Origin of the sequence: Paenibacillus sp. FSL W8-0187, assembly GCF_037969755.1 — a bacterium.
Classification (GTDB): Bacteria; Bacillota; Bacilli; order Paenibacillales; family Paenibacillaceae; genus Paenibacillus_AQ.
In genome coordinates, this window is sequence record NZ_CP150206.1 from 1,570,196 (window position 1) to 1,596,939 (window position 26,744).

The 26,744-nt window shown below is 50.3% G+C and carries 17 protein-coding genes; 13 read left to right on the forward strand and 4 right to left on the reverse strand.

Features of this window, described 5'->3' with window-relative positions; translation table 11 throughout:
* Nucleotides 1-223: 223 nt before the first annotated feature.
* On the reverse strand, nt 224-1,936 hold the full coding sequence (locus MKY48_RS06820; RefSeq protein ID WP_339271092.1) for a DUF4127 family protein: 1,713 nt from the start codon (nt 1,934-1,936) through the stop codon (nt 224-226).
* 331 nt (nt 1,937-2,267) lie between these two features.
* Here MKY48_RS06820 and MKY48_RS06825 point away from each other — a divergent pair, with 331 nt between their 5' ends.
* The 10 genes from MKY48_RS06825 (at nt 2,268) to MKY48_RS06870 (ending at nt 14,833) form a co-directional block, all read left to right on the forward strand.
* Nucleotides 2,268-2,585, forward strand: a complete 318-nt coding sequence (locus MKY48_RS06825; protein ID WP_076322895.1) for a hypothetical protein — start codon at nt 2,268-2,270, stop codon at nt 2,583-2,585.
* Nucleotides 2,586-2,780: 195 nt separating this feature from the next.
* Nucleotides 2,781-3,497, forward strand: a complete 717-nt coding sequence (locus MKY48_RS06830) for a hypothetical protein (protein ID WP_339292571.1) — start codon at nt 2,781-2,783, stop codon at nt 3,495-3,497.
* On the forward strand, nt 3,487-4,686 hold the full coding sequence (locus MKY48_RS06835) for a PQQ-binding-like beta-propeller repeat protein (protein ID WP_339292572.1): 1,200 nt from the start codon (nt 3,487-3,489) through the stop codon (nt 4,684-4,686). Before MKY48_RS06830 ends, MKY48_RS06835 begins: the two co-directional genes overlap by 11 nt.
* A gap of 178 nt (nt 4,687-4,864) precedes the next feature.
* Nucleotides 4,865-6,823 (forward strand): copper amine oxidase N-terminal domain-containing protein, encoded by a 1,959-nt coding sequence (locus MKY48_RS06840; protein WP_339271098.1) that lies wholly within the window; start codon nt 4,865-4,867, stop codon nt 6,821-6,823.
* Between the two features lie 220 nt (nt 6,824-7,043).
* Nucleotides 7,044-9,359: a helix-turn-helix domain-containing protein gene (locus MKY48_RS06845; protein WP_339271100.1), complete on the forward strand. Its 2,316-nt coding sequence runs from the start codon at nt 7,044-7,046 to the stop codon at nt 9,357-9,359.
* 190 nt (nt 9,360-9,549) lie between these two features.
* Nucleotides 9,550-10,470 carry an ABC transporter permease subunit gene (locus tag MKY48_RS06850; protein ID WP_339271102.1) on the forward strand — a complete coding sequence of 307 codons (921 nt, stop codon included), beginning with the start codon at nt 9,550-9,552 and terminating at the stop codon, nt 10,468-10,470.
* 12 nt (nt 10,471-10,482) lie between these two features.
* On the forward strand, nt 10,483-11,343 hold the full coding sequence (locus tag MKY48_RS06855; protein ID WP_339271104.1) for a carbohydrate ABC transporter permease: 861 nt from the start codon (nt 10,483-10,485) through the stop codon (nt 11,341-11,343).
* Between the two features lie 59 nt (nt 11,344-11,402).
* On the forward strand, nt 11,403-12,953 hold the full coding sequence (locus MKY48_RS06860) for an extracellular solute-binding protein (protein WP_339271106.1): 1,551 nt from the start codon (nt 11,403-11,405) through the stop codon (nt 12,951-12,953).
* A gap of 29 nt (nt 12,954-12,982) precedes the next feature.
* Entirely contained in the window at nt 12,983-14,038 is a 1,056-nt protein-coding gene (locus MKY48_RS06865; protein ID WP_076322909.1) for an amidohydrolase family protein, read from the forward strand.
* A 435-nt stretch (nt 14,039-14,473) separates the two neighbouring features.
* Nucleotides 14,474-14,833: a Rieske (2Fe-2S) protein gene (locus MKY48_RS06870; protein WP_339271108.1), complete on the forward strand. Its 360-nt coding sequence runs from the start codon at nt 14,474-14,476 to the stop codon at nt 14,831-14,833.
* 1,559 nt (nt 14,834-16,392) lie between these two features.
* On the opposite strand, the gene MKY48_RS06875 is transcribed toward MKY48_RS06870, so the two are convergent.
* Genes MKY48_RS06875 through MKY48_RS06885 form a run of 3 tightly spaced genes read right to left on the reverse strand, consistent with a single transcriptional unit; the run spans nt 16,393 to nt 18,040 of the window.
* Nucleotides 16,393-16,935 (reverse strand): chromate transporter, encoded by a 543-nt coding sequence (locus MKY48_RS06875; RefSeq protein WP_339271110.1) that lies wholly within the window; start codon nt 16,933-16,935, stop codon nt 16,393-16,395.
* On the reverse strand, nt 16,935-17,504 hold the full coding sequence (locus MKY48_RS06880) for a chromate transporter (RefSeq protein ID WP_339273412.1): 570 nt from the start codon (nt 17,502-17,504) through the stop codon (nt 16,935-16,937). Before MKY48_RS06880 ends, MKY48_RS06875 begins: the two co-directional genes overlap by 1 nt.
* Before the next feature lie 53 nt (nt 17,505-17,557).
* The gene (locus MKY48_RS06885) at nt 17,558-18,040 is read right to left on the reverse strand and encodes an Lrp/AsnC family transcriptional regulator (protein ID WP_076322912.1); all 483 of its coding nucleotides are present in this window, start codon (nt 18,038-18,040) and stop codon (nt 17,558-17,560) included.
* 435 nt (nt 18,041-18,475) lie between these two features.
* On the opposite strand from MKY48_RS06885, the gene MKY48_RS06890 reads away from it, so the two are divergent.
* From MKY48_RS06890 to MKY48_RS06900, 3 genes are all read left to right on the forward strand, one after another.
* Entirely contained in the window at nt 18,476-19,570 is a 1,095-nt protein-coding gene (locus MKY48_RS06890) for a CapA family protein (RefSeq protein WP_339271112.1), read from the forward strand.
* 477 nt (nt 19,571-20,047) lie between these two features.
* A complete protein-coding gene (locus MKY48_RS06895; protein WP_339292573.1) occupies nt 20,048-26,155 on the forward strand; it encodes a phosphodiester glycosidase family protein in 6,108 nt (2,035 codons plus the stop codon).
* A gap of 230 nt (nt 26,156-26,385) precedes the next feature.
* Nucleotides 26,386-26,712, forward strand: a complete 327-nt coding sequence (locus tag MKY48_RS06900; RefSeq protein ID WP_339273414.1) for an antibiotic biosynthesis monooxygenase — start codon at nt 26,386-26,388, stop codon at nt 26,710-26,712.
* The last annotated feature ends 32 nt before the right edge of the window (nt 26,713-26,744 follow it).

Consider the following 26,744-nt stretch of genomic DNA (forward strand, 5'->3'; position numbering starts at 1 on the left):
CCCTCCTATGCCTGTCTATAATCGTATTCATCATTTAGGGGAAAAAGAGAAGTTAACGAGCCGCAAAAAAATAAGAACGTTTGTTCCTATTTTATTGTACCATTTTTTACATCTATTGTGAAATGGTACTCTATAAGTTGAACTATTGAATCCACTCATAAAAACGGACAAAAGAAAAAGGACAGCTCCGATAAAGACCGAGCTGTCCTTTTTCATTCTCATGTTATTGGAGTGTGACCCTAGGATTGAGTGTGATCTCAAAGGCTCGCCACCAGATGAAATCAGGATTGTCATAAGCCAGCGAAGCACTGCTGTATTCTGCCAATGTCCACGAACACCCCTTTATTTGTTTGACATTGCATGTCGGAGCGGAGGTGCCAATCAGGAAAGCGTCCCTTCCGGCCAGCGTTGTTTGGTGAATCTGCATTTGATCTCGAAGGATCGTGAACACTTGCTGGTAAGCTGATTCTGTGTTAAAGAGACGCATGTTCTGATCAGCGAACGAGGCTTGAAGATTATCGTAACGAATATGGCTTGGAGTTCTGGAATAGCTTCGGACATCGACGACAGCAAGCCTCTTGTAATAGTAATCCTTCAAAAACCGTTTAAAGAGTAGTGATCCATGAGCGTTAACGGCCATATTCAACTTGGAGGCAGAGGTTTCTGATACCAAAAAAGCATATCTTGCTTGCCCCATGCCAAGCGAGATGCCCATAAGGTTCCCGGCAGTGTTCCATGCACTATAACCTAATAGGCGTCCCGTATACTGGCTGTCTAGCAGCGCTTCCGTTACTGTTGGATTGGCAGAGCCTTTCCCGGTGAAATCCATAACCACGGTTGCTACGAAGTTTGCTCCATTGGCATGGATACGGCTTACGGCATGGGATACCTGTGTTTCGTCTGTGATTGCCAGAATTTCTATGTTTGGTTCGCAAGTTACATATTGGCCGCCAACCACATCAATATGACGAAGAATATTCTGATGTAAAGTCATGTATTCATAGTCGTTGATGATCGTGGATCCATGAGGGCCGTAATATTGCAGCGAAATTTGCGTTTTGCTGCCTTCTCGATGCAATTGATTAGCCATCCGTGCTACCAGAGAATGACCCAAGCCATCTGCATCAGGCAATATAATGGCACGATTCGGATTTTGCCCCTCGCAACCGTCCAGATAACGATCGATGTAGTTCTCCACAAATTTAATTTCATTGATTTGCACACCTTCTACTTTCGCATCGTCCACTCCAACGGCCAGGAAATCAATATAGCCCTGACGTACAAGCCTGTCCAATACATAATGATTGGTTTTAAACTTATGTTGCCTTGTGTTGTAGTAATGGGTTTTATTGAAGTGGACGGTATCGCCCAGCTCGGTGCCATCACTGGATATATTATAGCCGTTCAAAATATCGCTGAAGTCTGTATATTTTTTGCGAGCTATACCCATGAAACTGCGAGACTCGGTGTACGCGTTATAAGAGAGTCCCTCCACATAAGTGGTCGTAGCGAGTCGCAAAATGGTATCAAACACATAGATTGGCTTGCTGGGATAATGTTGTTTAATCTCGCGGATTAGGTCAAGCAAGTCTGTTGTCCCTGAATCATAATGGGGATACGTCCCGCCTCCGCTTGTTCGCAAGCGTCTACTACCGATTAACCCCCCATAAACGAGCATATCGATAGAAATAATAAACCCCTGGACGGAAGAGGCATGATTCAATATGAACTGACGAATATCCTCCGGTTTACCAAAAGTAGGTGCGGAGGTGCCTGTAAGTTGGCTGCCTGAGGCTTCTGCGACCGAATCGATTCGGTTACGAATAACTGCAGCAGTAGGAGTTATCAGGTTCAAGCCCGAAGCTTGTCCCAATTTGATTACATCATCAAGGTTTACTGGGCGATCATCCAAGGGTACATACAATACATTTTTCATTGGTCAACTCTCCTTATTTATGGTTTGATTGGCCTTCATATATATAGGTAAATTTTCCATTCCGTTTACAACCATAAATCATTTATTTTTTTCAATCCAATCTTCCAAGCATTTTAAAGTCAATCCGGATTGCGCTCTGGCTGTTAACCCCTTCAGACGGAGGGAAGTACATGGATTTAAGCATATTTTTCGAATGTATGAAGATCTGATTCAGCATAAGCGAAGGTAATTGTTCAGCTTTATTTAAGCATTCGTTAAGAACTTGCCCCACTGATTGATAAGATATGTTCCTTATACTTTCCTTCAGAGAGTACATAAGGAGGCAGTCGGGATGGGATCCATACATCATGCGAAACGGAACATTAGGCTTACTATGGTATGGCCAGCAATCATAGTATTGGTTGGGGTCTTGCTACTATCGGGGTGCGCAGAGTTCAAGATTTCTGGTGAAGATACCCGGATTGAGAATCGAACCATTGGAGGGGCGGCAGCAGCCAATAGAAACTCATCGATGGCACCAGCATCCTTTCTCGAGCAATTATGGGGGGAAATATCAGACGGGGTGACGAATCGCACCAGAAAAATGACAGGCAGGCAAACGCCGGGCCATACCCTATCCGAAGCGAGTTGGCGTATGGAGGTACGATAATGCAGGGAAGACGGCTAATTGTGAATATGCTGCAGAAGTCATTTTAACGAGATCCTATCGTGAATGTAGACGACAATAAAGAAAATGAGGACAGCTCCCTTTCCTGGAAGGGAGTTTTTTTGTTTTGATTTTGGAACAGATTGTCTTATAATAGCGTTTACATGATGTATGCTTGTATGGGAGAGGATGGTTTCAGTGAGTTTACGCGTATCGATCCGAAAGCGACTATTCATTGGAATAACGGCAGCTGTCTGTATTTCACTTGTTGGGCAACCGGCTCAGGGTATACAGATGAGCACTCGTATCGTAGTCGCTGGTGCTGCTGAAACTGGGGGCTTTACATCCGGCCAACGCGTTACGATTCAGCAGAAGGCTGCTTTATTTCCTAATACGCTTAGTAAGAATAGCAATCTGACAAAACTCAAGGTGAGCTATTACGGCACCAAGGGGGAAACGCTCCGGCTTTCCTCCGTGAAAGGGGAATTGGCTTTAATCAAATCCGATTCCCGGGGAGACTTATGGCTCCCGACATGGTATGTGTCCAAGGAAGCTGCCCTAGTAAAAGAAATTTCTCCGCTCTCGCTTCAACTGCGCAGCAGCGGCAGTATATATCTTACTCCCGGCAGCACGGTGAAATGGCCAATATCCCAAACGGGAACGTCTCTTATCGCCGTAGCGAAGTGGAAGGACTGGTATGGCGTCATGATCAGTCCTGCCAAGTGGAAGGAAGATTACCGGATCTACCGTCCGGCGATGATGTGGGTGCGAGGCAGTGACGTGACGGCCAAGAAGGCGATGCCTGACGGGCTTCTCGATGGGAATTCGGAAATAACGACGGATGTGGTACGCAACTTGACGGAGTTTCTTTTCAAGAAAGGCACCCCTTCTTCTTATGTGAGGGATGCACGATAATTCATCCTTGTATGCGATTGACCGTGGCACCGGCATGAAGCTGTGGCAGGAGGATGCGGGATTTGGCTGGTATACAGCCGTCACGGATAAGGAGCGGGAGTATGTCACGATGTTCTCGGCTTATAACCCGGTGGTAAAGGATTATGTAGCCCGCGTGCGGCATATCCAGTTGTCGGATGGAAAAGTGTTATGGGAGGTTAAGCCGAAGAACGAATTTGGACTGACGATGACGGCTGCGCAAGACACGGTAGTTCTGGATGAACCGCTCGATCTGAACGAAACCAAAAGTTTGCTGAGCGTGCTGGATCAGGAAACCGGAAAGCTGCGTTGGAAAAAGACGTTGTCCGGCGAACACCGCTTATTGAACCAGGGCACGGACGATCCGTACGTGCTCATCGAGCAGAACGGACAGCTTACCGCTTACGATCCCGAAACCGGCAAAGCCGTATGGGATTACAAAGTCGGGAAAAAGTTCATGGACGATCCGACCCAAGATCCGTATTTTACTGGAGGCTATCGCTACAATCCGGTATCTCCTGCGGATATGACAACAAGATGGATGCTGCTTGGCAAGGAGTGGGTTCTGCTCAATACGGAAACTGGCGAACGCGAAGGCGTGTATCCAGCACGTGAGATGGAACGGTTCGAGGTGCTAAATGAGCGGTATTTGTTGGTGCAGCGCGCGTTGAACGGGAAGTATTTCAGCGGGGCTACCGCTTACGAAAGCGTATTGTATGACAGCTTGGAAGATCGGGAATTATGGACCGTGAAAGGCAAAGCTGCCCGCGGCGCCATTGAGGGAGAGCGAGTCTATCTTACATTGAACGGCATCCCGGCAGCGGTAGATAAAGAAACCGGTAGCGTAATTTGGAAGATGGAGACCATTTCCAAAGCGAGTGACGATCTATCCCATCTAGTTGGCAGCAGTTATGGAATCCTGGACCGCTACCTGCTTCTGAGCTTGGGAAGCGATCTTGTGGTGTTGAACAAGGACGACGGCAGAAGCTTGGGAAGATTGCATAACGTGATTACCGGCAACGTGGATTTGCGAGAGCAATATGCCAGAAACGGTGCACTGAACGTAACGGATCATCAGGTGTTGGTCGGAACAGTGAATGGAGCGTTCATTCGCTATGATGCGGAAGAATTAAAGGCTCGTCTGGATGAACTGTTTGAACGCATGGAATAAAGAATGAATCAAGAGATAAGCGTCCCTGGTGTCTGGAAACAGATGCTGGGGGCGTTTTTTTGGTTTGCAATCTTGCAAATTTTGATATTGTTTCATTTCTATAGGGTGGTATAATATTCCTGGTTCAAATTAACTAGATCTGAAAGACTTACATTCAGATAAGAGATGAGGTTCATTCATGTTCAAGAAAATGTGGGTTCTGCTGTTGGCGGTTTGCGTGATGATCCCGAACGCAGCCGGGGCAGCTTATGGGGAGTCGGGCAAGTCAAGCTCGAAGATTGCAATGTTATTGCCTGATGGTACACCTTTGATGGAGGATGGCACGGTCTGGGTTACGTACAGCCGCCTTCCAATCAACCAAATCCCGATTCCGCTGGGTGGAGATCTGAAGTTCATCGCGGGCTCCAGCGGATATGGATTCGGCGTCAATAACGCGGGTGGACTCGTTATGTGGGGGGAATCGGGATATGAGGCTGTAGCGGGTGTGAACCATGTGAAACAGGTTGGACAAGGCTACTGGTTGACCTCTGACGGCAATGTTCAACGTATGGTTAATTCCAAGCCGCAAGATGTAAAAGGCTTTGAGGGAATAAGCGTTTTTGACGAGAATAAGGGAATTATCGGCGGTGTTACCCAGTCGGGAACAATCTTATATCATAATAGTGCCTATACGCCGGAACCTGTGACGCTTGGTCAAGCAGCGGATGTGAACGCCATTCGCAAAATCAAGGTTGCCGGCGATTACGCCGCTATTTTATACAATGACGGAAGACTTGTGCTGTTCAGTACGCTTCGAATCAATGGCAGCACGACTTATCTGTCCCAAAACCTGATTTCTGACGGGGCTGACATCTCTTTTGGGAAAGAACAGAAACTGATTTTCGTTAAAAAAGATGGAACGGTGTGGAATGCGAGATTGGATGTATTCACGCAAACCTTCGAAATGAGCCCGTTGAACGGGATCAGCGGAGTGAAAGAGATTGTGGGAATCGAAGGTTCCAAAAGCTTTTTTGCCCGGTTATCGGATGGTACTTGGACGGAGTATGATAGTGGACAGCAATACGATGTGGCGGTACCGAGCATTACCGGCGTCACTATTAAGGTATCGAACAGCAAGCCGAAGGTGGGGAGCTCGATCACGCCAACGGTTGAATTTCAGTACAGCAGCGGAGAGAAACACAAGGTTCCGGCGAATATGATCTCGTTATCGGTAGATAAGCCTCATCTGGTCAAGGCAGGGGATAAAGGCACCTATAAAATCATGGGTGTGGGTGAGGCCACGCTGACGGTGGAAGTTGCAGGCAAGAAGCAATCGGTGAAAATCATTTCAGGACTTGGCAAACCGCTGGAGAACGCTAAACAGGAGAAGGGAATTACCTACCTGCCTCTGAAGCCGGTGTTTGAAGCCGTGGGAGGTTCGGTTCAATATCAGGCTGCTTCCAAAACCTTTGATATCACCGTAGGACAGACCGAGCTTACCGTCAAGGCAGGAAGCAAGCAAGCGAAGATCAACGGAAAAACCGTGAATATGAAAGGTGCTCCGATCCAGAACAAAGGGGAGACACTCGTATCCGCGGATCTGCTGACCGCAGCACTGGGTGCAAAACTGAAATGGGACGCATCCAAACAGCAAATGACCGTGACGCTGGGCGCGGCACAATTCGTTGTAAAGGGCGAGCCGAAGAAAGCAACGAGCAGCGGTAACACCGGAAACTCCGGGAAAAGCAAAATGTCATCGGTCCCTGCGACCGGAAGCATGGCTGGTTGGAGGCTGTTAAAAGGCCATGAATATGAAAAATCCTTGCGGATTTATTACCAATACAAGAATGGCATCCTGTCGACCAAAACGGAGGATATCCGTAAGGTGGATTTGAATAAAAAGGTGACTTGGACGGATGATTACGGCCGTAAGCATACCAATACCGTCCGTGAAATCTACTCTCTGTTCACCCTTTCGAATGAATATACCTCTGAATGGCTCCACAAGAAATTCGGTAAGCTTTATGAGGATTGGCTGCTAAGCTCCTTGGTTGATGCCGCTCGTATTGTTGAGCAATATCTGCAAGAGACCGGTCAGATGCCGAGTTATGCACCCAATGTCACCCTGACGCCGGATGCGGTATTTGAATACGAGTGAGTGAACACAAGCAAGGAAAAAAGATATTCTCGTTTCCGATAAGGGCCAGGAGATTCCTGGCTCTTTTTGTTATGGATGCAAACATGTCCGGTAAACGTCATTTCTGTGCAAACTCCATGCACAGAAGTTGCAGCGAATATTATAACTTACATCAAAATATAGTAGACGTAAATGCAAACCTTGTTTACTTGCAATTTTAAATACCAAGGGGGGGACATTCATGAAGCGAAGGACGCCGCCTAACCGATCACCTGAGCCGGGGGATACCGATTCTCTGCCTCCCAGAAGGACCACTCTGTTTTGGAGGCTGTTTGCCAACTATTTTCTCCTCATTCTCATCCCCGTCATTGTTGCTTCGGTTCTTGCGCAGGTGCTGGTCGTTCGCATCATTGAAAAGGATGCCGAGCGTTTTAACCAAGTGATGATGAATCGATTCTCCGAGCAGACGGATACCGAGCTTCAGTCCTTGAAAACGAGCATGATTAATATCCTCAGCACCTCCAGATTACGGAGCGTGCTTCTCGCTCCCATGGCTTCTTCGCCGGAAAGCCAGCTGCTTCCGGAACTGCTTCATTCCCTGCGGGAGCAGCTGCAGCAGCTGGAATCGGATGATCTCGTCGAGAGGGCGTATTATTATTTTGTTCACCAGGATTTGATGATGGATGCCGAAACCTACACGAATAAAGCGTATTATTTCCATTCCCATTATCCCTTGGATCTGAACCGCCGGCATCAGCTGGAAGCTGAATTATCCGGCAAAAAAATGATGGACTTTATGGATACCCCCGACACGTTGACGGCTTCCATGAGCTACCCGTTTAATACCGCGGCTCCTGAAGTCTATCTCCTGGTCGAAGTGAAACGAGACAAGCTTCAGGAGCAGATTCATATTCCGGAGAGCTGGGTTACGGGCACGGCGATTGTGGATGATAGGGCCAAAGTGATCGCCCAGAACGGACTGACCGAGCAGGACCAGCTTGCCCTGCAGCAGCGAATACGTACAGAGGGCATTGCTTCGCAATTCACGATATCGGACAAGACGGGGCTGTCCTTCATGGCATCTGGCTTTGACGAGTCCTGGCATTATATCAGCATGATCGATTTGGGTACATTGATGAAGCCGGTCTATATGACCCGATGGATCTGTTGGTTATTCCTCCTATTCTTTCTCATTGTTGGCGCACTCGCCTCGTATTATTTAAGCCGGCGCTTATATCGGCCGATTCGGGAGATTAAGGATGGACTGAAGCTGCATCACACTCCGAACGGGGAGGTCGGCCACGAAGGAAACGAGTTTGATGTCATCAAACGCTATTCCCAGTTCATTATTACGGAGAATAAAGAGCTGTTCCAGATGGTGAACGGGATGCTGCCGATTGTCCATGAGCAGTTTTTTACGAAAATCCTGCTGGGGCAATACCGCGATGCCTTATCGATTGAGTACTACGCCAAGGAGATTGAGTTTGCCTACAGCCATAAGGCGGCAAGAACCGTCCTGTGCATCTCGTTCCATTATGATCCAACCGTTTACGAGTCGGCATCGGAATCCACCAAGACTTTTTTGCTGACGGAGCTGAAGGACAAGATTCATCGGCTGGCACATGGCATGGTCTGGATCTGCCAGACAAGGCCGGATCTGATAGCTTGCATCGTGGAGCATGGTTCCATTACGGAGGGCGAGGACCATCCGGAACAAATAGCGGAGCAGATAAGGCACGTTTTTCTGGAATACGGTGCTTATTATAAAGCGACCATCGGTATCGGAAAGACCGTTCATGCCATTGAGGAGCTGCACCAGTCTTATGAGCATGCGCTGGCCATGCTGAAGTACCGGGGGCTGCATTCTGCGGTGGAGATTTGCGGCAGTCAGCCTTCCCGGGAGCTGCAGCAGTGGGATTCTTTTCTATCTGTACAGGAGGTTCAGCGGATTCTCAATCAGTACAAAACGAGGGAGTATGACAAGCTGCTTCATTCCGTGCTTGCTCTGCTGGAGGAGGGAGAGGGCAAGGATGCATCTGCCATGCAGATGAAATATCTGCTAGCCGATGTGCTAAACACCTGGATTCGGGCCGTGGAATCGGAGCGCAATGAACTCAACGTTCCGTATTACTCGGGTCTGTTCGAACGAATGAATCGCTGCATGACATGGGACGAGCTGACGTGCTGTTTCGAAGAGATTCATGGTTTTCTGTTCCGGAAGCCGGCTTCCAGCAGCCGGAGTCAACAGTTTAGCGAGATCGTGGAATACATTCATGAGCATTATGATCAAGAGATGTCGATCGAGTATTTTGCCGGTATGTTGAATATGTCCATCGGGCATTTCAGCCGGACCTTCAAGGAGGAGGTCGGGGAGAAATACGTGGAATATATCGCGAAGTACCGGCTGATGAAGGCGAAGCAATTTTTGCTTGAAACCGATTTGAAAATTGACGAAATTGCCGAGAAGGTTGGGTATTGGGGCCGAAATTCTTTGATTCGGGCTTTCCGCCGATATGAAGGCATTACGCCCGCCAAATACCGGAGTTTTCACCAATAGGAAAGAAGAGACTGCATTATTTTCTGAAGTCTCTTTTTTTGCATGGAACAGGCTGAAAGCCTTGCGGCACAGGCAGTGCAAAACATGTGTCTTAAGGAAAAGATGTTTGCTTTACGCGAAGGAAGCACAGCTCGTATAGTGGGGACAACAACGAATGAATGTAAATGCTTTCAATCGGAGGTGGGGATTATTGGCGCAGCTATCACGGATCGGCTATGTTCTGAGAAAACATAAAGCGTTGTACTTGCTGATGCTGCCCGGCATTTTGTACTACTTGATATTTAAGTACGCGCCGATGTACGGCATCATCATTGCCTTCCAGGACTATTCGATCGGCCGGGGTATTTTGGGAAGCCAGTTTGTCGGATTCAAGCATTTGATTGAATTTTTCTACGTCACCCCCGATGCATGGAAGCTGATTCGCAACACGATCATGCTGAATGTGTATGATCTCCTGTTTCATTTTCCGGCGCCGATCATTCTGGCGATCCTGTTCCATGAGTTGAAGAGCAAATGGTTCAAACGGTTTGTGCAAAACATCAGCTATATGCCGCATTTCCTATCCACCGTCGTGATCGCGGGCATTCTCGTGACCTTCCTGTCTCCCACCACGGGCGTGGTGAACCATCTGCTCGTCAAGCTGCTTGGCATCGAGCCGATCATGTTTCTGGGCATGCCTGAGTGGTTCCGGACGGTGTATGTGGGCTCCGAAATATGGCAGAAGGTGGGGTGGGGCACCATTCTCTATCTGGCTGCGATTGCCGGAATCGATCCGACGCTGTATGAAGCGGCCAAGATGGATGGGGCGAACCGGTGGCAGCAGGTCAGACATATTACGTTCATCGGCATGGTGCCTGTCATGATTATTCTGTTTGTACTATCGCTCGGTAATTTCATGGAGGCCAGCTTCGAGAAAATACTATTGATCTACAACACGATGAATTATGAAACCTCGGATGTCATTAACACCTTTGTGTACCGGCGGGGCATCCTCGATGCCGATTTCAGCTTCGCCACCGCGGTGGGCCTGTTCCAATCGGCGATTGGCTTCATTCTGGTCGTTGCGGCCAATCGGATCGTACGCAAATATTCGGAGACCAGCCTGTGGTAAGGGAGGTGCGCGATGAAAAAGCAGGAAAGCTTCGCCTCGAAGCTGTTTGACGTATTCAATGTATTGTTCATGATTGTGCTGATCATTGTAATGGCTTATCCGATGGTTTACGTATTCTCGGCTTCCATCAGCAACAATGCCATGGTCGCGAGTGGCGCCGTGCTGCTATGGCCGAAGAAGATCACGCTGATCGCTTACGAGCAGCTTATCTATAACCCGGATCTCTGGGTGAGTTATTGGAATACGATCCGTTATACCTTCCTTCAGACGGTACTGACGCTGATTGCGACCTCCGCCATGGCATATCCGCTTGCGAAACGATGGCTGCCCGGCCGAAGAGTGATTCTGCTGATGGCGGCGTTCACACTACTGTTCAGCGGCGGCATGATTCCAACCTTCCTGATCGTTCAAAGGCTGGGGATGCTCGATACGATATGGGCGATCGTGCTCCCGTCACTGATCAGCACATGGTATCTGTTTATCATGCGGACATTCTTCGAGGCGCTGCCGGAGGAGCTTGAGGACGCGGCTGCCATCGACGGATGCGGGTCCATGCAGATTCTGGTGCGGATCGTGCTGCCTTTATCCGTACCGGTGATGGTCACGATCGGCCTGTTCACGGCCGTGAATCAATGGAACTCTTTTTTCAGCGCTTTGATCTATCTGAATGACCGGGAGATGTACCCGCTGCAGATTATGATGCGCAACATCCTGATCGCCGGTACGAATGTGCAGGGCGAGGGAGACCTGACACATCTGGAGACGTTGAAATACGCCATGATCATGATCGGTACGCTGCCGATCCTATGCGTCTATCCGTTTATCCACAAATATTTTGTACAGGGCACGATGATTGGCGGCATTAAGGGGTAGTTATGGATTTCAAGCAAATCCGTCTCTATACGTTGTGAAGATAAAAGGGAGGTTAGGGAATGAGGCGAAAGGGGTTCAGAACTGCGCTTGCCATGATCCTGCTCAGCGCGATGCTGGTTGCGGGATGCTCCGGCGGGGGCAAGGATGATTCGGGAACGTTAAGTCCTGACAAACCGGTTACTTTTTCTTGGCTGGTATACGACCGGGTCGAGGGAAAGGTTCGGGATGACTGGGAGATTTTCAAAGAGATCGAGGCGAAGACGGGCGTCAAAGTGAAGTTCCAGATCGTGAGCCAGGAGGGGCTTGAGGAGAAGAGGCAGATCATGATTGCCACAAATACCGCCACGGATTTTATCCAGGTGCCGACGCAGGACGGCAGGGAGCATGGACCGGAGAAGGTGTTCCTGAATCTCAATGATTACTTGGATCGGGCGCCGAATCTGAAAGCCTTTTACGACAAATATCCTGAGGCCAAGGCGCTGGCAACGGGCACGGACGGAGGCTTGTACACCGTACCCGTGTTGGAAGGGGATGCGGAGGGCAAGGGCTTCAACTTTATCTGGTATGCCCGCAAGGATATCATGGATCAGCATGGGATAAAGGCACCGACCACCGTGGACGAATTTTATCAGTATCTGAAAACATTGAAAGAGAAGGTTCCGGATTCCTATCCGCTCATATCCAACGCCATCGTTGGCGATACAGGGCTGTATACGACCTTCGGGCGTATATTCACGGGGATCAGCGGTTTCTACAATCTGGATCCGACCACGGATCAATACGCGTTTGCCCCATATCATGAGAATTATCAGGATATGTTGGTCTATCTGAATAAGCTGTATGCGGAAAAATTGCTGGATCCGGAATTCTCGCTGCTGACGCAAGCGCAGTGGGAGGAGCGAATACTAACCGGCAAATCCTTGGTGACGTTTTTCTGGAAGGCGGACCTGGAGTCGCTCGTAGCGAAGGCGAGGGGGGCTGGTACGGCCGAGTATGAACTCGACGCGATTCCTTCCTTTGCCGCCGAAGGGATCAAGAACTATCAGTTTTCCCGTCCGGTCGTTGGCACTGTCGGTCGAGCGATATCGGCCAAAGTGAAGGATAAAGAGCGTGCCGTTCAATTCCTTGATTATTTGGTCAGCGAAGAGGGAACGAATTATCTGTCCCTGGGAATCGAAGGCAAAACGTATACGATGGAGGACGGTAAAGCGGTATATAACAAGGAATTTGGCGAGTCTCCGTTTAATGCGCTGCGCAAGGACTGGGGCGTATGGTATGACCTGATCACGCTGAATAACGCTAAATCCCGTGAAGTATGGGAGCGTGGTTTAAGCGAGAAGAGCAAGGATATCAATGCCCGGTACGAGCAGTACATTGTCCCGGCACCGAAACAGATCGTCAAGACGGAAGAGGAGCTGGAGCTCGAGAAATCGAAGCTGAACAATCTGAACAAATTCCTTGAGCAAAAGGTGACGGAGTTCGTGACCGGCAAAACCCCGATTAACGACACCACCTATCAGCAATTTATTGACCAGGCCAAGAAACTCGGCTCCGATGAACTCCTTACTATGTACAACACCGCCTACACGCGCACGTACGGCGGTAAGTAATTACTTATGGAGATTGGAGGAATCAGGCAATGGACGATATGAAAATTATCGACGTCGACGTTCATAACGAGCAGGACGACAGGGCGCTGCTTCCATATTTGCAGGAGCCCTGGCGCTCCCGGGTAGCCGCATCTGGCATCGGTTATGCAGGCTCAGGGTATTACTCGCCAATCGGCGTGATGAAAAAGGACTCGATCCCTCCGGGGGGTGGCAAAGCCGGTTCCGACCCCGATTATATGATCAAGCAGCTGATCGAGGGCTATAATCTGGACTACGCCGTGTTGACGGGCGTTGTCTACAACATCTCTTCCACCCATGATCCGGATTATGCAGCCGCGATATGCTCGGCCTATAACGATTATCTGATCGCCGAGTGGCTCGGCAAACATAAAGCATTCAAAGGCGCAATGGCGGTAGCGACTCAGGACCCTTTGCTGGCGGCACGCGAGATCGACCGGATCGGCGGCCATCCGGATATCGTGGAGGTGATGATCTCCAGCGCGGCGCGTTCGCCGCTGGGTCAGCGTCATTATCACCCGATCTACGAAGCAGCGGAGCGCAAGGGTCTCCCAATCGGGATCCATCCGGGAGCGGAAGGCGGCGGGAGCTCGACGGCTCCCACCGCGGCCGGCTACCCGACCCGCTACATTGAGTGGCACACCTGCCTCTCCCAGATGTTCATGGCGCATCTGGTGAGCATGGTATGCGAGGGCGTATTCGTGAAGTACCCGAACCTGAAGGTCGTTCTGGTTGAAGGCGGAGTGGCTTGGCTGCCGGGCCTGATGTGGCGGCTGGACAAAAATTACAAGGCGCTGCGCGCAACCGTGCCCTGGCTGACGAGAATGCCGAGCGAATACATCCGGGATCATTGCTACTTATCCACGCAGCCGATTGAGGAGCCCGACAATCCGCAGCATCTCATCGATCTCTTCAACATGATCGATGCCGAGAACATGCTGCTCTACTCCAGCGACTACCCGCATTGGGACTTCGACTCGCCAAGCCATATTTTGCGGGGGCTGAAGCCGGAGGCCCGGCGGAAGATTTTTTACGAGAATGCGAAGCAGCTGTACAGATTGGATTGAGCGGATGGATGATGAACGTAGAGCCAATTTGATGAAACTAACTTGCATGATCGAAGTTAGCTCGCATGGTCGAAACTAGCTCGCATGATCGAAGCAAGTTTGCATGATCGAAGCTAGCTCGCATGAACGAAACCAGCCTACTAGATGAGATTAGCTTGCTAGATTGAAACTGGTCAACGATGAACGTCAATAACTGGCAACTTTTTTACTGAGCAGGAGTAGGTTATGAACTCGATGATTTGGACTGCTGGATAGAATACCTTAGCTAAATTGAGCCATTGGATTAATTAATATGATAGGGAGTGGCCGGGCAGATAGGGTAACTCGACAACCGGGATTAATGAATTTGACTGGAGTCAACTAAGGTACTCTGGATGAATAGCACGCGGTGAAAGACAAACAACGAACTGGGCGCACAGGCAAGGAGGTGCATGAATGGGAGTACATTACGTGCTGGCGGAGGAGGACATACCGGAGGGCGGACACCAGGTCGTAAACATTGAGGGACGCGAAATTGGAATCTATCGGATCAACGGCGAGTTTCATGCGATTCTCAACTACTGTCCGCATCAGGGGGCGCCGATCTGCGCAGGACTGGTCTCCGGTACGACGCTTCCTTCGGAGGTATACGACTACGAATACGGCCGGACAGGCGAGATCGTCCGCTGTCCCTGGCATGGCTGGGAGTTTGACCTGCAGACCGGCAAGTCGCTGTTCAGCGACCGCATCCGGGTGAAGAAGTATAAGGTAGAGATACATGAGGGCAAGATCGGGGTGGTGATGGGGAGGAAGTAGGTGGGGAGTTGAAAGAGTATCATTAAGGACAGAGGGACTCCATCCAATGTGAACAGACGTGGGGCCGTCGAGCATTGGATACTTGTTGGATGCAGGTGACGATTGGATACTTGATGGATGCAGGTGACGATCAAGGCACATTCGTTGGGAGTTGGGTATAACGAGATGTCGCTATTACATTGGTGTGGCATTGAGATATAATCGGATGTGGCAAATTACCTGGCCTGCTCCTGGTTATTGTGACCTTGCGCCACTTCCTGGGATTACTTAATGGGAAACTGCAGGTTTCATTGCCAAATCATGGGCGCTCAAGGTACTTGTGTCAGCTTTTAACGGACTCTAGATCCGTTATTTAAGATCACAACCCGATTATTTACAAAGTACCGGACTCCAGATCCGCTATTGTGCGAATTACGGGTGCCAATACCAATAAAGACAGCAAATAAGGTCCTCTGGGTCCGCTAAAGTTACCAAAAGGGTTGTTTTGGACAAAATAAGGTATTCTGTGTCCGTTAGGAAGTCTTCACGACGAATAAGAGGACTTTCGGACATATTAAATGATATGGCGATCATATTTTGGGCGTCCGGTTAAGGCGGATGTGGCAAATTACCTGGCCTGCTCCTGGTTATTGTGACCTTGCGCCACTCCTTGGGATTACTTAATGGGAAACTGCAGGTTTCTTTGCCAACCATGGGCGCTCAAGGTACTTGTGTCAGCTGTTAACGGACCCTAGATCCGTTATTTAAGTCCAAAACTACGTTTTTTTACAAAGTACCGGACTCCAGATCCGCTATTGTGCGAATTACGGGTGCCAATACCAATAAAGACAGCAAATAAGGTCCTCTGGGTCCGCTAAAGTTACCAAAAGGGCTGTTTTGGACAAAATAAGGTATTCTGTGTCCATTAGGAAGTCTTCACGACGAATAAGAGGACTTTCGGACATATTAAATGATATGGCGATCGTATTTTGGGCGTCCGGTTAAGGCGGATGTGGCAAATTACCTGGCCTGCTCCTGGTTATTGTGACCTTGCGCCACTTCTTGGGATTACTTAATGGGAAACTGCAGGTTTCATTGCCAACCATGGGCGCTCAAGGTACTTGTGTCAGCTTTTAACGGACTCTAGATCCGTTATTTAAGATCACAACCCGATTATTTACAAAGTACCGGACTCCAGATCCGCTATTGTGCGAATTACGGGTGCCAATACCAATAAAGACAGCAAATAAGGTCCTCTGGGTCCGCTAAAGTTACCAAAAGGGTCGTTTTGGACAAAATAAGGTATTCTGTGTCCGTTAGGAAGTCTTCACGACGAATAAGAGGACTTTCGGACATATTAAATGATATGGCGATCATATACCGTCCGGTTCACAGGTGAATTTCTACTCATTGCCCTATCAGTCTGAGCGGGGGACAGGTAAGGTGCGTGATCCGGGGCATGCTTGGATGGCTATCGACTGAAAAAAAGAGCGAGTATTGTGGGAATGAGTCCCACACACTCGCTCTTTTAGTCATGGCGATTATCCCGAACGGGTTATAGTTGTTCTATACAATCCCCCTCACACCACCTGCGACAACACCAATCCCCCGTAAGCAAACGCGGCCAGGATTACCAGCGCTGGGTGGATCTTGCGGATGTTCATGGCCCAGAAGGCGATGGCGGCGATGCCGAGGGATTGCAGAAGGCCGATGGAGATGACCGAGCTTTTGCCCATCTGCCAGGTCAGGGTCAGCATCATGATGGCGATGACCGGCTGAACTAACAGGGTCATGCCTTTGACGACTGGCGACGTACGGTATTTCTGCAGCAGATTCAAGAGCCAGATGAGAGCTACCGCCGAAGGAATAACCGTAGCCGCGAGGGCAAGGGTCATGCCCATCCAGCCGGATACGTCGTACCCGACAAAAGCGGCGATTTTGGTGGCGATCGGCCCGGGAAGCGCGTTGCCAAGGGCCAGCATGTTGGAGAACTCCGGATCGGTCAGCCATCCGTGATTCGTGACGATCTCCTTGTACATGAGCGGGATGGAAGCGGGACCGCCGCCATAACCGAGCACGTTGGAGACGAAAAAGCTGATCAGCAGCTGAAGCCATTCTTCCATTAGGCGGACCCCTCCTTATCCTGTCTTTGTTTTTTTAATTTGGCTACGGTTTTGAAATGTACGGTGCCGTAGGCAAGGAACAGTATAATGACAATGGCCGGATGAATCTGGAAACTCTCCAGCAGAAGAAACGATACTGCGAAAAATCCGATCCCGGCGTAGATGCCGAGCCCCTTTACAGCCTTCTCGCCGAATTCGTAAGCCATCGTTCCCAGCATCACGGCAATGACCGGCGTAACGCCGGCAATCATGCCTGCCACCACTTTGGAGCTGCTAAGGAACGTCACCGCCGACAACAGCGCGATCATCGCAATACAGGTCGGAAGGATATGCGCGAGAATGGCAACTATGGCGCCAAGCACCCCTTTTTCCCGGTAACCGAGATAGGCGGCCATCTTCGTGGCGATGGGACCCGGAAGCGCGTTGGCTAACGCGAGCACCTCCCCGAATTCATCGTCGCTGAGCCAGTTGTAACGAACGACGGCCTCGTGACGGATCAACGGAATAACTGAAGGACCGCCGCCGTAGCCGAGTATTCCGGTTCGGAACATTCCGAACGTTAATTCCATGTATGGGTTGCTAGTTTTATCAGGCAAGGTATGAGTCCTTTCTGTTGTAAGAGTTAAAGTCGGATGCCCATTCGGCTTTTATAACGCTTGATTAAGATCTGCGTATCCACACTTGTAATGCCCGGGAGCGGGTAAAGCTTCTCATTTAAAAACATTTCCATTTCCTTATGATCGGTAAATAGTCCGTGCATATGCAGCTTGCTGGGACCGGTCATATGATACAGACTTGTTACATACGGCTCGTTCTCCAATGTGTCCGCTACCTGCTGTAGATGTTTGGGTTCGACCTCCACATTGAAAAAAGCAGACACCGAAATCCCCACTTTCTCCGGATTAATGACCGCCGCGAACCGTTCAATGACGCCGTCATCGATTAGGGCGTTGACCCTAGCCTGTACGGCAACGCGGGACAACCCAATCTCCTTAGCCAAATCCGTGTACGAGATTCGCCCGTTCTTGCCGAGGATCGCAATGATTTTGCGGTCCGTATCATCAATCAGGGGAGGCCCGTTTTCACCGGAAGAATGAATATTCATGGGCTGCAGCTCCTTTGGTTTTACTTATATGTAAGAGTTAGCCGACATAATTATTACAAAACGTAATTAAAATGAAGGTTATACTTGCGATACGTTTAAATATATAAGCAATTTATAATATTTTCAATCTGATTTGCAAAGTTTGAAACTTTTTGTCCGCTTTTCAAGTCTAAGACTATGGATAGAAAAAGATAGATTTGATTTATTTGGATCTACAACCACTTTTAATCCGTTAAAAAAAATCTGGGGGCATTAGGGGATCGGAAGAATAATCCGCATGCGTAGTGCTGAAAGGGCTAACTGGTTAGAATCCATTATGTAATTCTATTAAATGGTTCATTTTATAGAATTACCCTTTTATATCAAATTATGATAGGATAAACGTGGTAAATAACTAGCTTCTTAGAAGTTCTTATTTGGAAAGGCGGCATCGATATGAAAAGATTATTTTGCCTCATTCTGGTTATCGTTATGATTCTCCCGGTCAGCATCGTTTCGGCAGCGGGCACGAATGAGAAAGAGACTCAGAGCAAGGTCAAGGAGACCAAGGATACAGCGGGCACAACCACTCAAGCCAAGTCGAAGAGCAAACCGATAGATCTTGTTTTTGCAGGTGACATTCTGTTGGACGGCTACGTGGGGAGTCAGATTGATAGATTCGGGAACCTATACCCATTTAAGAAGGTTGCCCCCATCTTGAAAAAAGCGGACATGGCGTTTGCCAATCTGGAGACACCGGTCTCCACTCGGGGTAAGGCTGCGGACAAAACCTTTGCTTTCCGTTCGAAGCCGGATACGCTCGAAGGCTTGGTCTATGCAGGAATCGACGGCGTAACGCTGGCTAACAACCACATTCTGGACTATGGGCAGCATGCGATGCTGGATACGATTACACATTTGAAGCGCCAGAAGATCGGGTACACGGGAGCCGGGCGCAATATTGACGAGGCCTTCCAGCCTTACGTTCAGAACATTGATGGGAAGAAAATTGCGGTGCTGGGCGTCAGCCGGGTCCTCTCGGGTAATTCTTGGATCGCGGGCAAGAACCATCCGGGCGCTGCTTCCGCGTACACAATGGAGCCGATGTTAACCCATATTAAGAAATCGGCAAAAACAAACGATTATACGATCGTGTATATCCACTGGAATGAGGAATTTTCCGACTATCCGGAAGAATATGCACGCACGATGGCGAAGAAGATGATCGATGCGGGTGCCGACATTATTATTGGTTCCCACAGCCATACGTTGATGGGCATTGAGTATTACAAGAACAAACCGATTTATTATTCGCTGGGCAACTTCGTGTTTAATCGCTCAACACGGGGCGGTGACAATACCTTGCTGTCGATGATGGTCCATTTTGAGATCCAGGGTTCCAAGATCACGAGCCGGATTACGCCGGTGAAAATTATTCAAGGTCAACCGAATCTGATGGACAAGAAGTACAACAAAGACATCATCGCGAAACTGAACAAACTCTCCTATAATGCAAAAATTGATGCCAACGGCAATGTCACCAAAAAATAAAAGGAAGTTTATAAACAACTGCGGCCATAACCATAGGACGCGGTTGTTTTTTTGTGCGCTGGGGAAGACCTTCGCAAAAAATGTCAGAAACGGTATGGATTTTTTCTCATTCTCAGCATTCGACAAAATCCGCACTTACTCCATCCAGCCAGAAATTCCTGCTCCGAAAAATAAAATAAAGTTTTACAAAACATATTGTAATTTGAAATAAAATTTCAATATGATAAGGGAAAGAAGACGGGTTAACTTCGGTCGTTGGTGGTAGCGGTGAATATGAAGCGGAAGCATACATTTTTGCAGCCCTTCCAGCTAATGACGGAATGTAACAGCGATAGCGGCAGAGTTAACTTCGTCTTAACACAGATCGGAGGTGGAATTAACAAGCTAACGTTATACTCCCGAGTAGGTCTTTCATTCACGGACAAACATCCGGGAGAAAACAAGAGTCCAAGCACAGAGAAGGAGGAATTAATGTACATGATAAAAAGCAAAAAGAGAATATCGTCGCTGCTCAGCGGAGTGATGTTTCTTTCGCTACTGCTTCCCGCAGGACAAGCTGCTGCCGACCCGGTCGCCGCTGCGTCATCGGTCATTGATATGCGGCAGATGGAGATTGGGCCAGGGGCTACATATACATGGGCGAATATGCAAAAGGGCAGTGGAGAGCAGAAGGTCCACATGGTGGAGTTTGATCCATCGCAAGGGAATCTGGAGCTTCAGCCCGGCCTCACCGATGGCAAGGTCTACGGCATGCAGGGAGTCAGCAAAATGGCATCCGATGCCGACAAGGCAGGCAACCGCGTCATCGCGGCAGTGAATGGGGATTTTTACGATATGTCCACCGGAATTCCGCTCGGATTGTTTATGGGGGGCGGGGAGTTATTAACGGATCCGCCCAGTGGCCGGAACGCCTTTGGCATTAAGCCGGACGGGACCAGCCTGTACGGCAGTCCGAAATTGACGAAAAACGTGACGATAGGCGGAGTGGTAAGCAGTCTATCATCCATCAACCGTCTCAGAGGGACGGACGCACTTGTTCTTTATACCGAAAAATTTAATGCCACCACGATGACCAATAACCTTGGAGACGAGGTGATTCTGGATATTGTGAGCGGCAGGGTCGCCAGTGGGGAGATCTTGACGATGAAGGTGGCCTCTGTTCTTATAGATCAGGGGAATTCGCCGATTGGCCCAGGCCAGGTGGTACTATCCGCATCGGGATCACAGCGGAGCAAGCTTGCCGGACTCCAGGCAGGGGATGAAGTAAAGGCAAGTTTTGAGCTGGACAACGAGTGGAAGGATGTCACGATGGCGATTGGCGGTACGGTGATGCTGGTGCAGGATGGCGTAGTCCAGCAGCATACCGATCCGGCCGTGCATCCAAGAACGGTGGTGGGAACCAAAGCGGACGGAACCGTTGTGCTGTTCGAGGTCGATGGTCGTCAGCCCGGCTTCAGTGAAGGGCTTAACTACATCGAACTTGGCGAAATGCTGCAAGAGCTTGGTGTGGTAAACGCATTGAATCTGGATGGAGGCGGATCAGCTACCTTTGTTGCCCGCCTGCCGGGAGAAGCCACGCGCAAGGTGCTCAACTCGCCATCCGATGGCGGTGAACGCAAGACGGCCAACGGTATTTTGCTGGTGAACAAGGCGCCTGAAGGAGCACCGAATAAACTGGTCGTCGCACCTACACTGGAGAGAGTGCTGACGGGCTCCTCTACAACTTTCAAGGCGGCAGCCGTGGACCAGAACCTGCATCCGGCGAAAATGACGGAGGCTGCGGCATGGAGCGTTGACCCTGCTTATGGGAAGATCGACGCAAGCGGTACGTTTACGGCAGGGGATCAACCGGGTGTAACCGAAGTATCCGTACAATCCGGCAATCTGACCGGAACAGCCGCGTTGGAAGTCGTTAATGAGCTGACCGAGCTCAAGTTCTCCGACGCCGTGAAGACCTTCTCTTCCGGCTCTACCGAGACGCTCGAGGTCACGGCGCTTCGCAATGGACAGGTGATTCAGGCGGATAACAGTCGTTTTGAATGGCGAACCGAAGGCGAGATCGGGACGATTGACGCAAATGGAACGTTTACCGCCACGGACAAGCAGGATGTCAGCGGCAAAATCCATGTGAAATACGGAAATGTTGAAACTTCCATTGATGTGAATGTCGGTCTTCCTCCGGTGATGCTCGAGGATTTTGAGAACGGCCTTAGCCGTTATAAACCAAGTGCTGGAGCGCAGTATAAGTCGACCAAGGTATCCATTGAAACCGATGAGACCTACATTCGCTCGGGGAATGGCGCATTGAAGCTGGAGTATGATTTTACCGGAATGACAGGCACCTCCGGCGCTTATCTGCAGACGAATGGCACAGCGGACAATATCGAAATTCCTGGTTATCCGGAGAAGATCAGCATGTGGGTCTACGGGGACGGCAATGCGCACTGGCTCCGTGCCCAGATTCGTGACAGCAAGGGCGCGATCCCGCTCGATTTTACCGATCAGACGATTGGCGTTGATTTCAAGGGATGGAAGTATCTCGAAGCGTCCGTTCCCAAAGGAAGAACCCTTCCGCTGGTGATGGACATGCCTGTTCGTTATATGGAAACCCAGGCCGCGAAAAAAGACGCCGGTGCCATCTACGTGGACGAAATTCGGGCATTGTACGGCCCGGCTAATGACGATATCGAACCGCCGATTCTGAAGAAATTCTCGCCGGCTGACGGTGCGGAAATCAAGGTGAATACGCCGACCATAACCGTGTATGCCGAGGATGCAGGTTATGATCCTGTCGCACACCCGGGAACCACCTTAATTGATCCGGACAAAATCCGATTCTATCTGGACGGCAGTCCGGTGCAGCACACCCTGTATCCGCCGGAAGGAAGAATCCATTACACGCCGAACGTTCCGCTTGCCGATGGCGTTCATCAGGCGAAAGTAACCGTCCGTGATCTGGCGGGCAACCAAACGACCAAGGAATGGAACTTCACCGTAAATACCGGCGCAGCCAAGGTGGTATACAATACGCCGGATACGATCTATGCAGGCGGCAGCTACACGCTCGATATCGGCGGAGTGAAGACCTCCCAAATTCGCGGCGGGCATGTCGATTTCCAATTCGATCCCACCAAAGTGGAGAATCTGGAGCTCATACCGGGAGACAAGCTGGGTCCAACCCAGGTTAGCGGGAACATCGACGGTACAACTGGAAAGGTGAGAGTGACCTGGAAGGACATCCATACCGCATCCCTGCAGGATACGGATTGGATCGGCCAAATCCGGTATGACGTGAAAAAGAACGCCACTGGCAGCAGCATTCTATCACTCACGTCCGGGGCGGTATCCTTTGCCGATACGGGCAATACCGAATTTTCGTTCTACGGTCTTCCGATAGAATCGCAGATCGCAACGCATTATGCGCTGAACTGGAATGAGGAAGGAACCGTACAGGGATACGAAACCGTGTTTGAAGTGACCGATGCCCAAGATCAGCCTGTGGAAGGCGTTCAGATTATGGCTGACGCAGCGGCGGTGGGCAAAACAGATGCTGCGGGCATCCTGAAGACGGCGGCGCTAACATCCCAGGTGAAGACGTATACCGTGCAAGCCGTAAAGAATAATCAATATAGCCCGGCCTTGGAGTTTAAGGTTTCGCCGCTGGCTGGAAGTCCTACTCCATTCAACATCAGCGTGGGCATGGGCGAAGATCCGACCACGTCGCGGATGCTGAACTGGCACACGGACCCGGCGACGGATGGGACCGTTGTGGAACTGGCCAAGCGGTCCGAATTTACGGATTTCGATGCGCCGAACGTCCAGAAGTTCAATGGTGCTAGCGAGCTGTACCATACCTTGGATCTCGGCACCGTTCGTGTCCATAAAGCGACGGCAGCCGGACTTGAGCCAGGCACAGAGTATGTGTACCGTGTCGGTGATGGACAAGGCCATTACAGTGCCCAAGGCTCTTTTAGCACAACGGAGCTTACGGGAGATACAACGAAATTCCTGTATTTTGCCGATTCCCAGGCATCCACAGCGAAGGAGTTCGAGCTGTGGGGGAATACGATCGACAAGGCGGCAGCCGAGCATCCGGACGCCGAATTTATGGTCCATGCCGGCGATATGGTCGACAAGGGATTCCTGGAGGAGCAGTGGAACTACTGGTTCGCTGAAGCCCAGAAGCATTTCCTGAATACGACGTTAGTGTCTGCCATCGGCAACCATGAAGTGATGGGGAATAAGGAGAATGGAGACTTCCTGGCTCACTTTAACCAGCCGGGCAATGGCTTGGACACCCTGAAGGGAACCAATTTCTCTTTTGACTACAAGAACATTCATTTTATTATGCTGAACAGCGAGTATCAGTTGGAGGATCAGAAAAAGTGGCTCCAGCAGGATCTGGCTGGCAATGACAAAGATTGGACCATCGCGATGTTCCACCGCGGACCTTACGGAAGCATCTATGACTCCGCCGAGGTACGCAGTCTGTGGGCGCCGGTGCTTGAGGAATCCGGTGTGGATCTCGTGTTAAACGGACATGATCATATTTATATTCGTTCCTATCCGATGATGAACAACCAGATTGCTGCGGACGGTAAGGGCACAACCTACGTTGTGGCGGGATCGTCAGGACCTAAATTCTACTCTCACACGGAGCGAGGCTGGCATGAGGTGGTCGACGATGAACCCACTCAGATGTATGCTTCCGTGGAAGTGGAGGGTGACGAGCTTTATTATGTAACCAAAACGGTTGACGGACGCGTCGTGGATGAGTTTACGCTGGCGAAATCGGATACGAAGCCGGAGCCGCAGCAGATTGAAGTAACGCCAAGCCAGCTGACACTAGCTGTAGGCGAGAGCCAGAAATTGCTGGCTCAAGTGAAGCCGCGCAGGGCTGAACGAACCGTTGTGTGGTCCGTATACAGTTCCGAACCGGCGAATGATGTCGTCACCGTATCTGCAGACGGCATCGTGACGGCTCAAGGTCTGGGCAGCGCGGTCGTAAGAGCGACCAGCACGGTAGCACCGGACGTCTATGCAGATGTGAAGATTACGGTGGACCGAATTCCGAACGGCAGCATGGAGTCGATCGCCCTAGGTGGTAAAACCGAGCTGAAGGTCGGGGATACCGATCAGGCCGTCACGGAGGCGGTTTATACCGACGGCAGCCGTATCCGCTTAATCGAAGGTGTAACCTACGAGAGCAGTAAGCCAGAGATCGCCTCGATCGATGAGTTAGGCTCAGTCCGGGCATTGGCCGAAGGGGCGACCGTGATTTCGGCAACCTACGAAGGGTTCAAGTCGGAATATGATTTGAAGGTGACCACCCGGGGCGGGGGAAATCCTGATCCGGGACCGGAGCCACCGGTAGACCCTCCGGTACAGCCGCCGGTAACACCGCCAGTAACACCACCGGTAACACCGCCAGTAACACCACCGGTCACCCCACCTGTGACACCGCCGTCAGGCAGCGTCACCTTATCAGCGAGCGAGCTGGCAGCTCAGCTGTCGAACGGGCAGGTTGTAATCACGATGGATGGAAGCTTTACGGATATCACGCTGCCAGGGAATGCAGCAGACATACTTAAGGATGGTTCGATCCATATTGAAGCGAAGAATGTGGCCATAACGATCCCGGCCGAAGTGCTTCGCCAGTTGGGTGGTCTTGCATATCCTGGCCAGCTTGAGAAGAGCACGATGAAACTGAGTGCCGCCACGTTATCGGATGCGGAGATGAAGGAGCGAATCGCGCAAGCTGCCCGCGTCTCCGGGGCCAAGCTGACAGCAGTCGGAGCCATGCTGGAGTTCCAGCTTCGATTAACGACAGCGGATGGCAAAGCTTACAACTTAACTGAATTCGATCATCCGATTACGCTGGAACTGCCGTTATCTAATGACACTAACGGCAAAAGAATAGCGATGTACTATTTGTCCGATAATGGTGAGTTGGAGTATATAGGCGGAGTGGAAAAAGATGGCCGCATGACTTCGGGGATCCGACATTTCAGCGCCTATGGTTTACTTGATTATGAGAAAACCTTTGCCGATGTGCCCTCTTCATTCTGGGCTGCAGAAGTGATTACCGACTTGGCAGCGAAGCAGCTCATCGAAGGCGTCAGCACGGAACGCTTCGCACCGGCTCAGCAAGTGACCCGGGCTGAATTTGCGGCGATGCTGGTTCGTCTGCTCGATCTTCAGGCAGAGAGCTCTGCGCCGTTTGCCGATGTAGATTCAGGCAAATGGTACGCAGAAGCTGTGGCCGCAGCTGCCGGGTCGGGCATCGTGAATGGAATAAGCAAAGACCGTTTTGATCCGGATGCCCCGATCAAGCGTCAGGAAATGGCGGCGATGCTGGTGCGCGCTTATGCCCACGCGATGAAACTACAGCAGGAGAACATCAGCGCGGGCAGCGATTTTGCCGATCTTGCTTCATCCCCGGACTGGGTTCGGGAAGCGGTAGAAACGGCGCATGCCCTCGGATTTGTTCAGGGCCGTACACCGAGCCGCTTTGAACCGGAAGGCCTGACCACGCGTGCGGAAAGCGCGCAGGTCATCTATAATCTGTTGCACAAACTGAAGTAAAGGCTAGAAGGCAGACTACCGCTTCTCTTCTCCTGTAGATGATCACAGAGGAGAGAGGCGGTTTCTTTTCTTAAGACTAACCGAGGGCTGTCTTTACGGCATAAACGTCAAAAGACATTTTTCTTACAGGTTAAAGAACGGTGGAAGTTCCGATATAATGATTACATGGTCAATGGACGAATGTGAATCGAATTAATGGCTAATCTGGAAACCGGAAAGGAGGAGAGAGAATAACGGAATACGCGAATACGCCGAAGCCACCTTACTATGCCTGCATTTTTGTGTCCAAACGAACAGAGGGTAACCGGGGTTATGGGGAGATGTCCGATAAAATGGCAGAGCTCGCCGCGCAGCAGCCCGGCTATTTGGGGGTGGAGTCTGCACGGGATGAGGGCCTTGGGATCACGGTATCGTACTGGGATTCCCTGGAGGCCATTTGTTTATGGAAGGAGAATGCTGCTCATCAGGTAGCCCAGGAACGGGGCAAGAACGAGTGGTATGAAAGCTTTGGTTTACGAATTTGCAAAGTGGAGAGGGACAGCTTCTACAAGCTTTAGGCAAGGCTAATCCAGGAAGATGATGAGGAGGA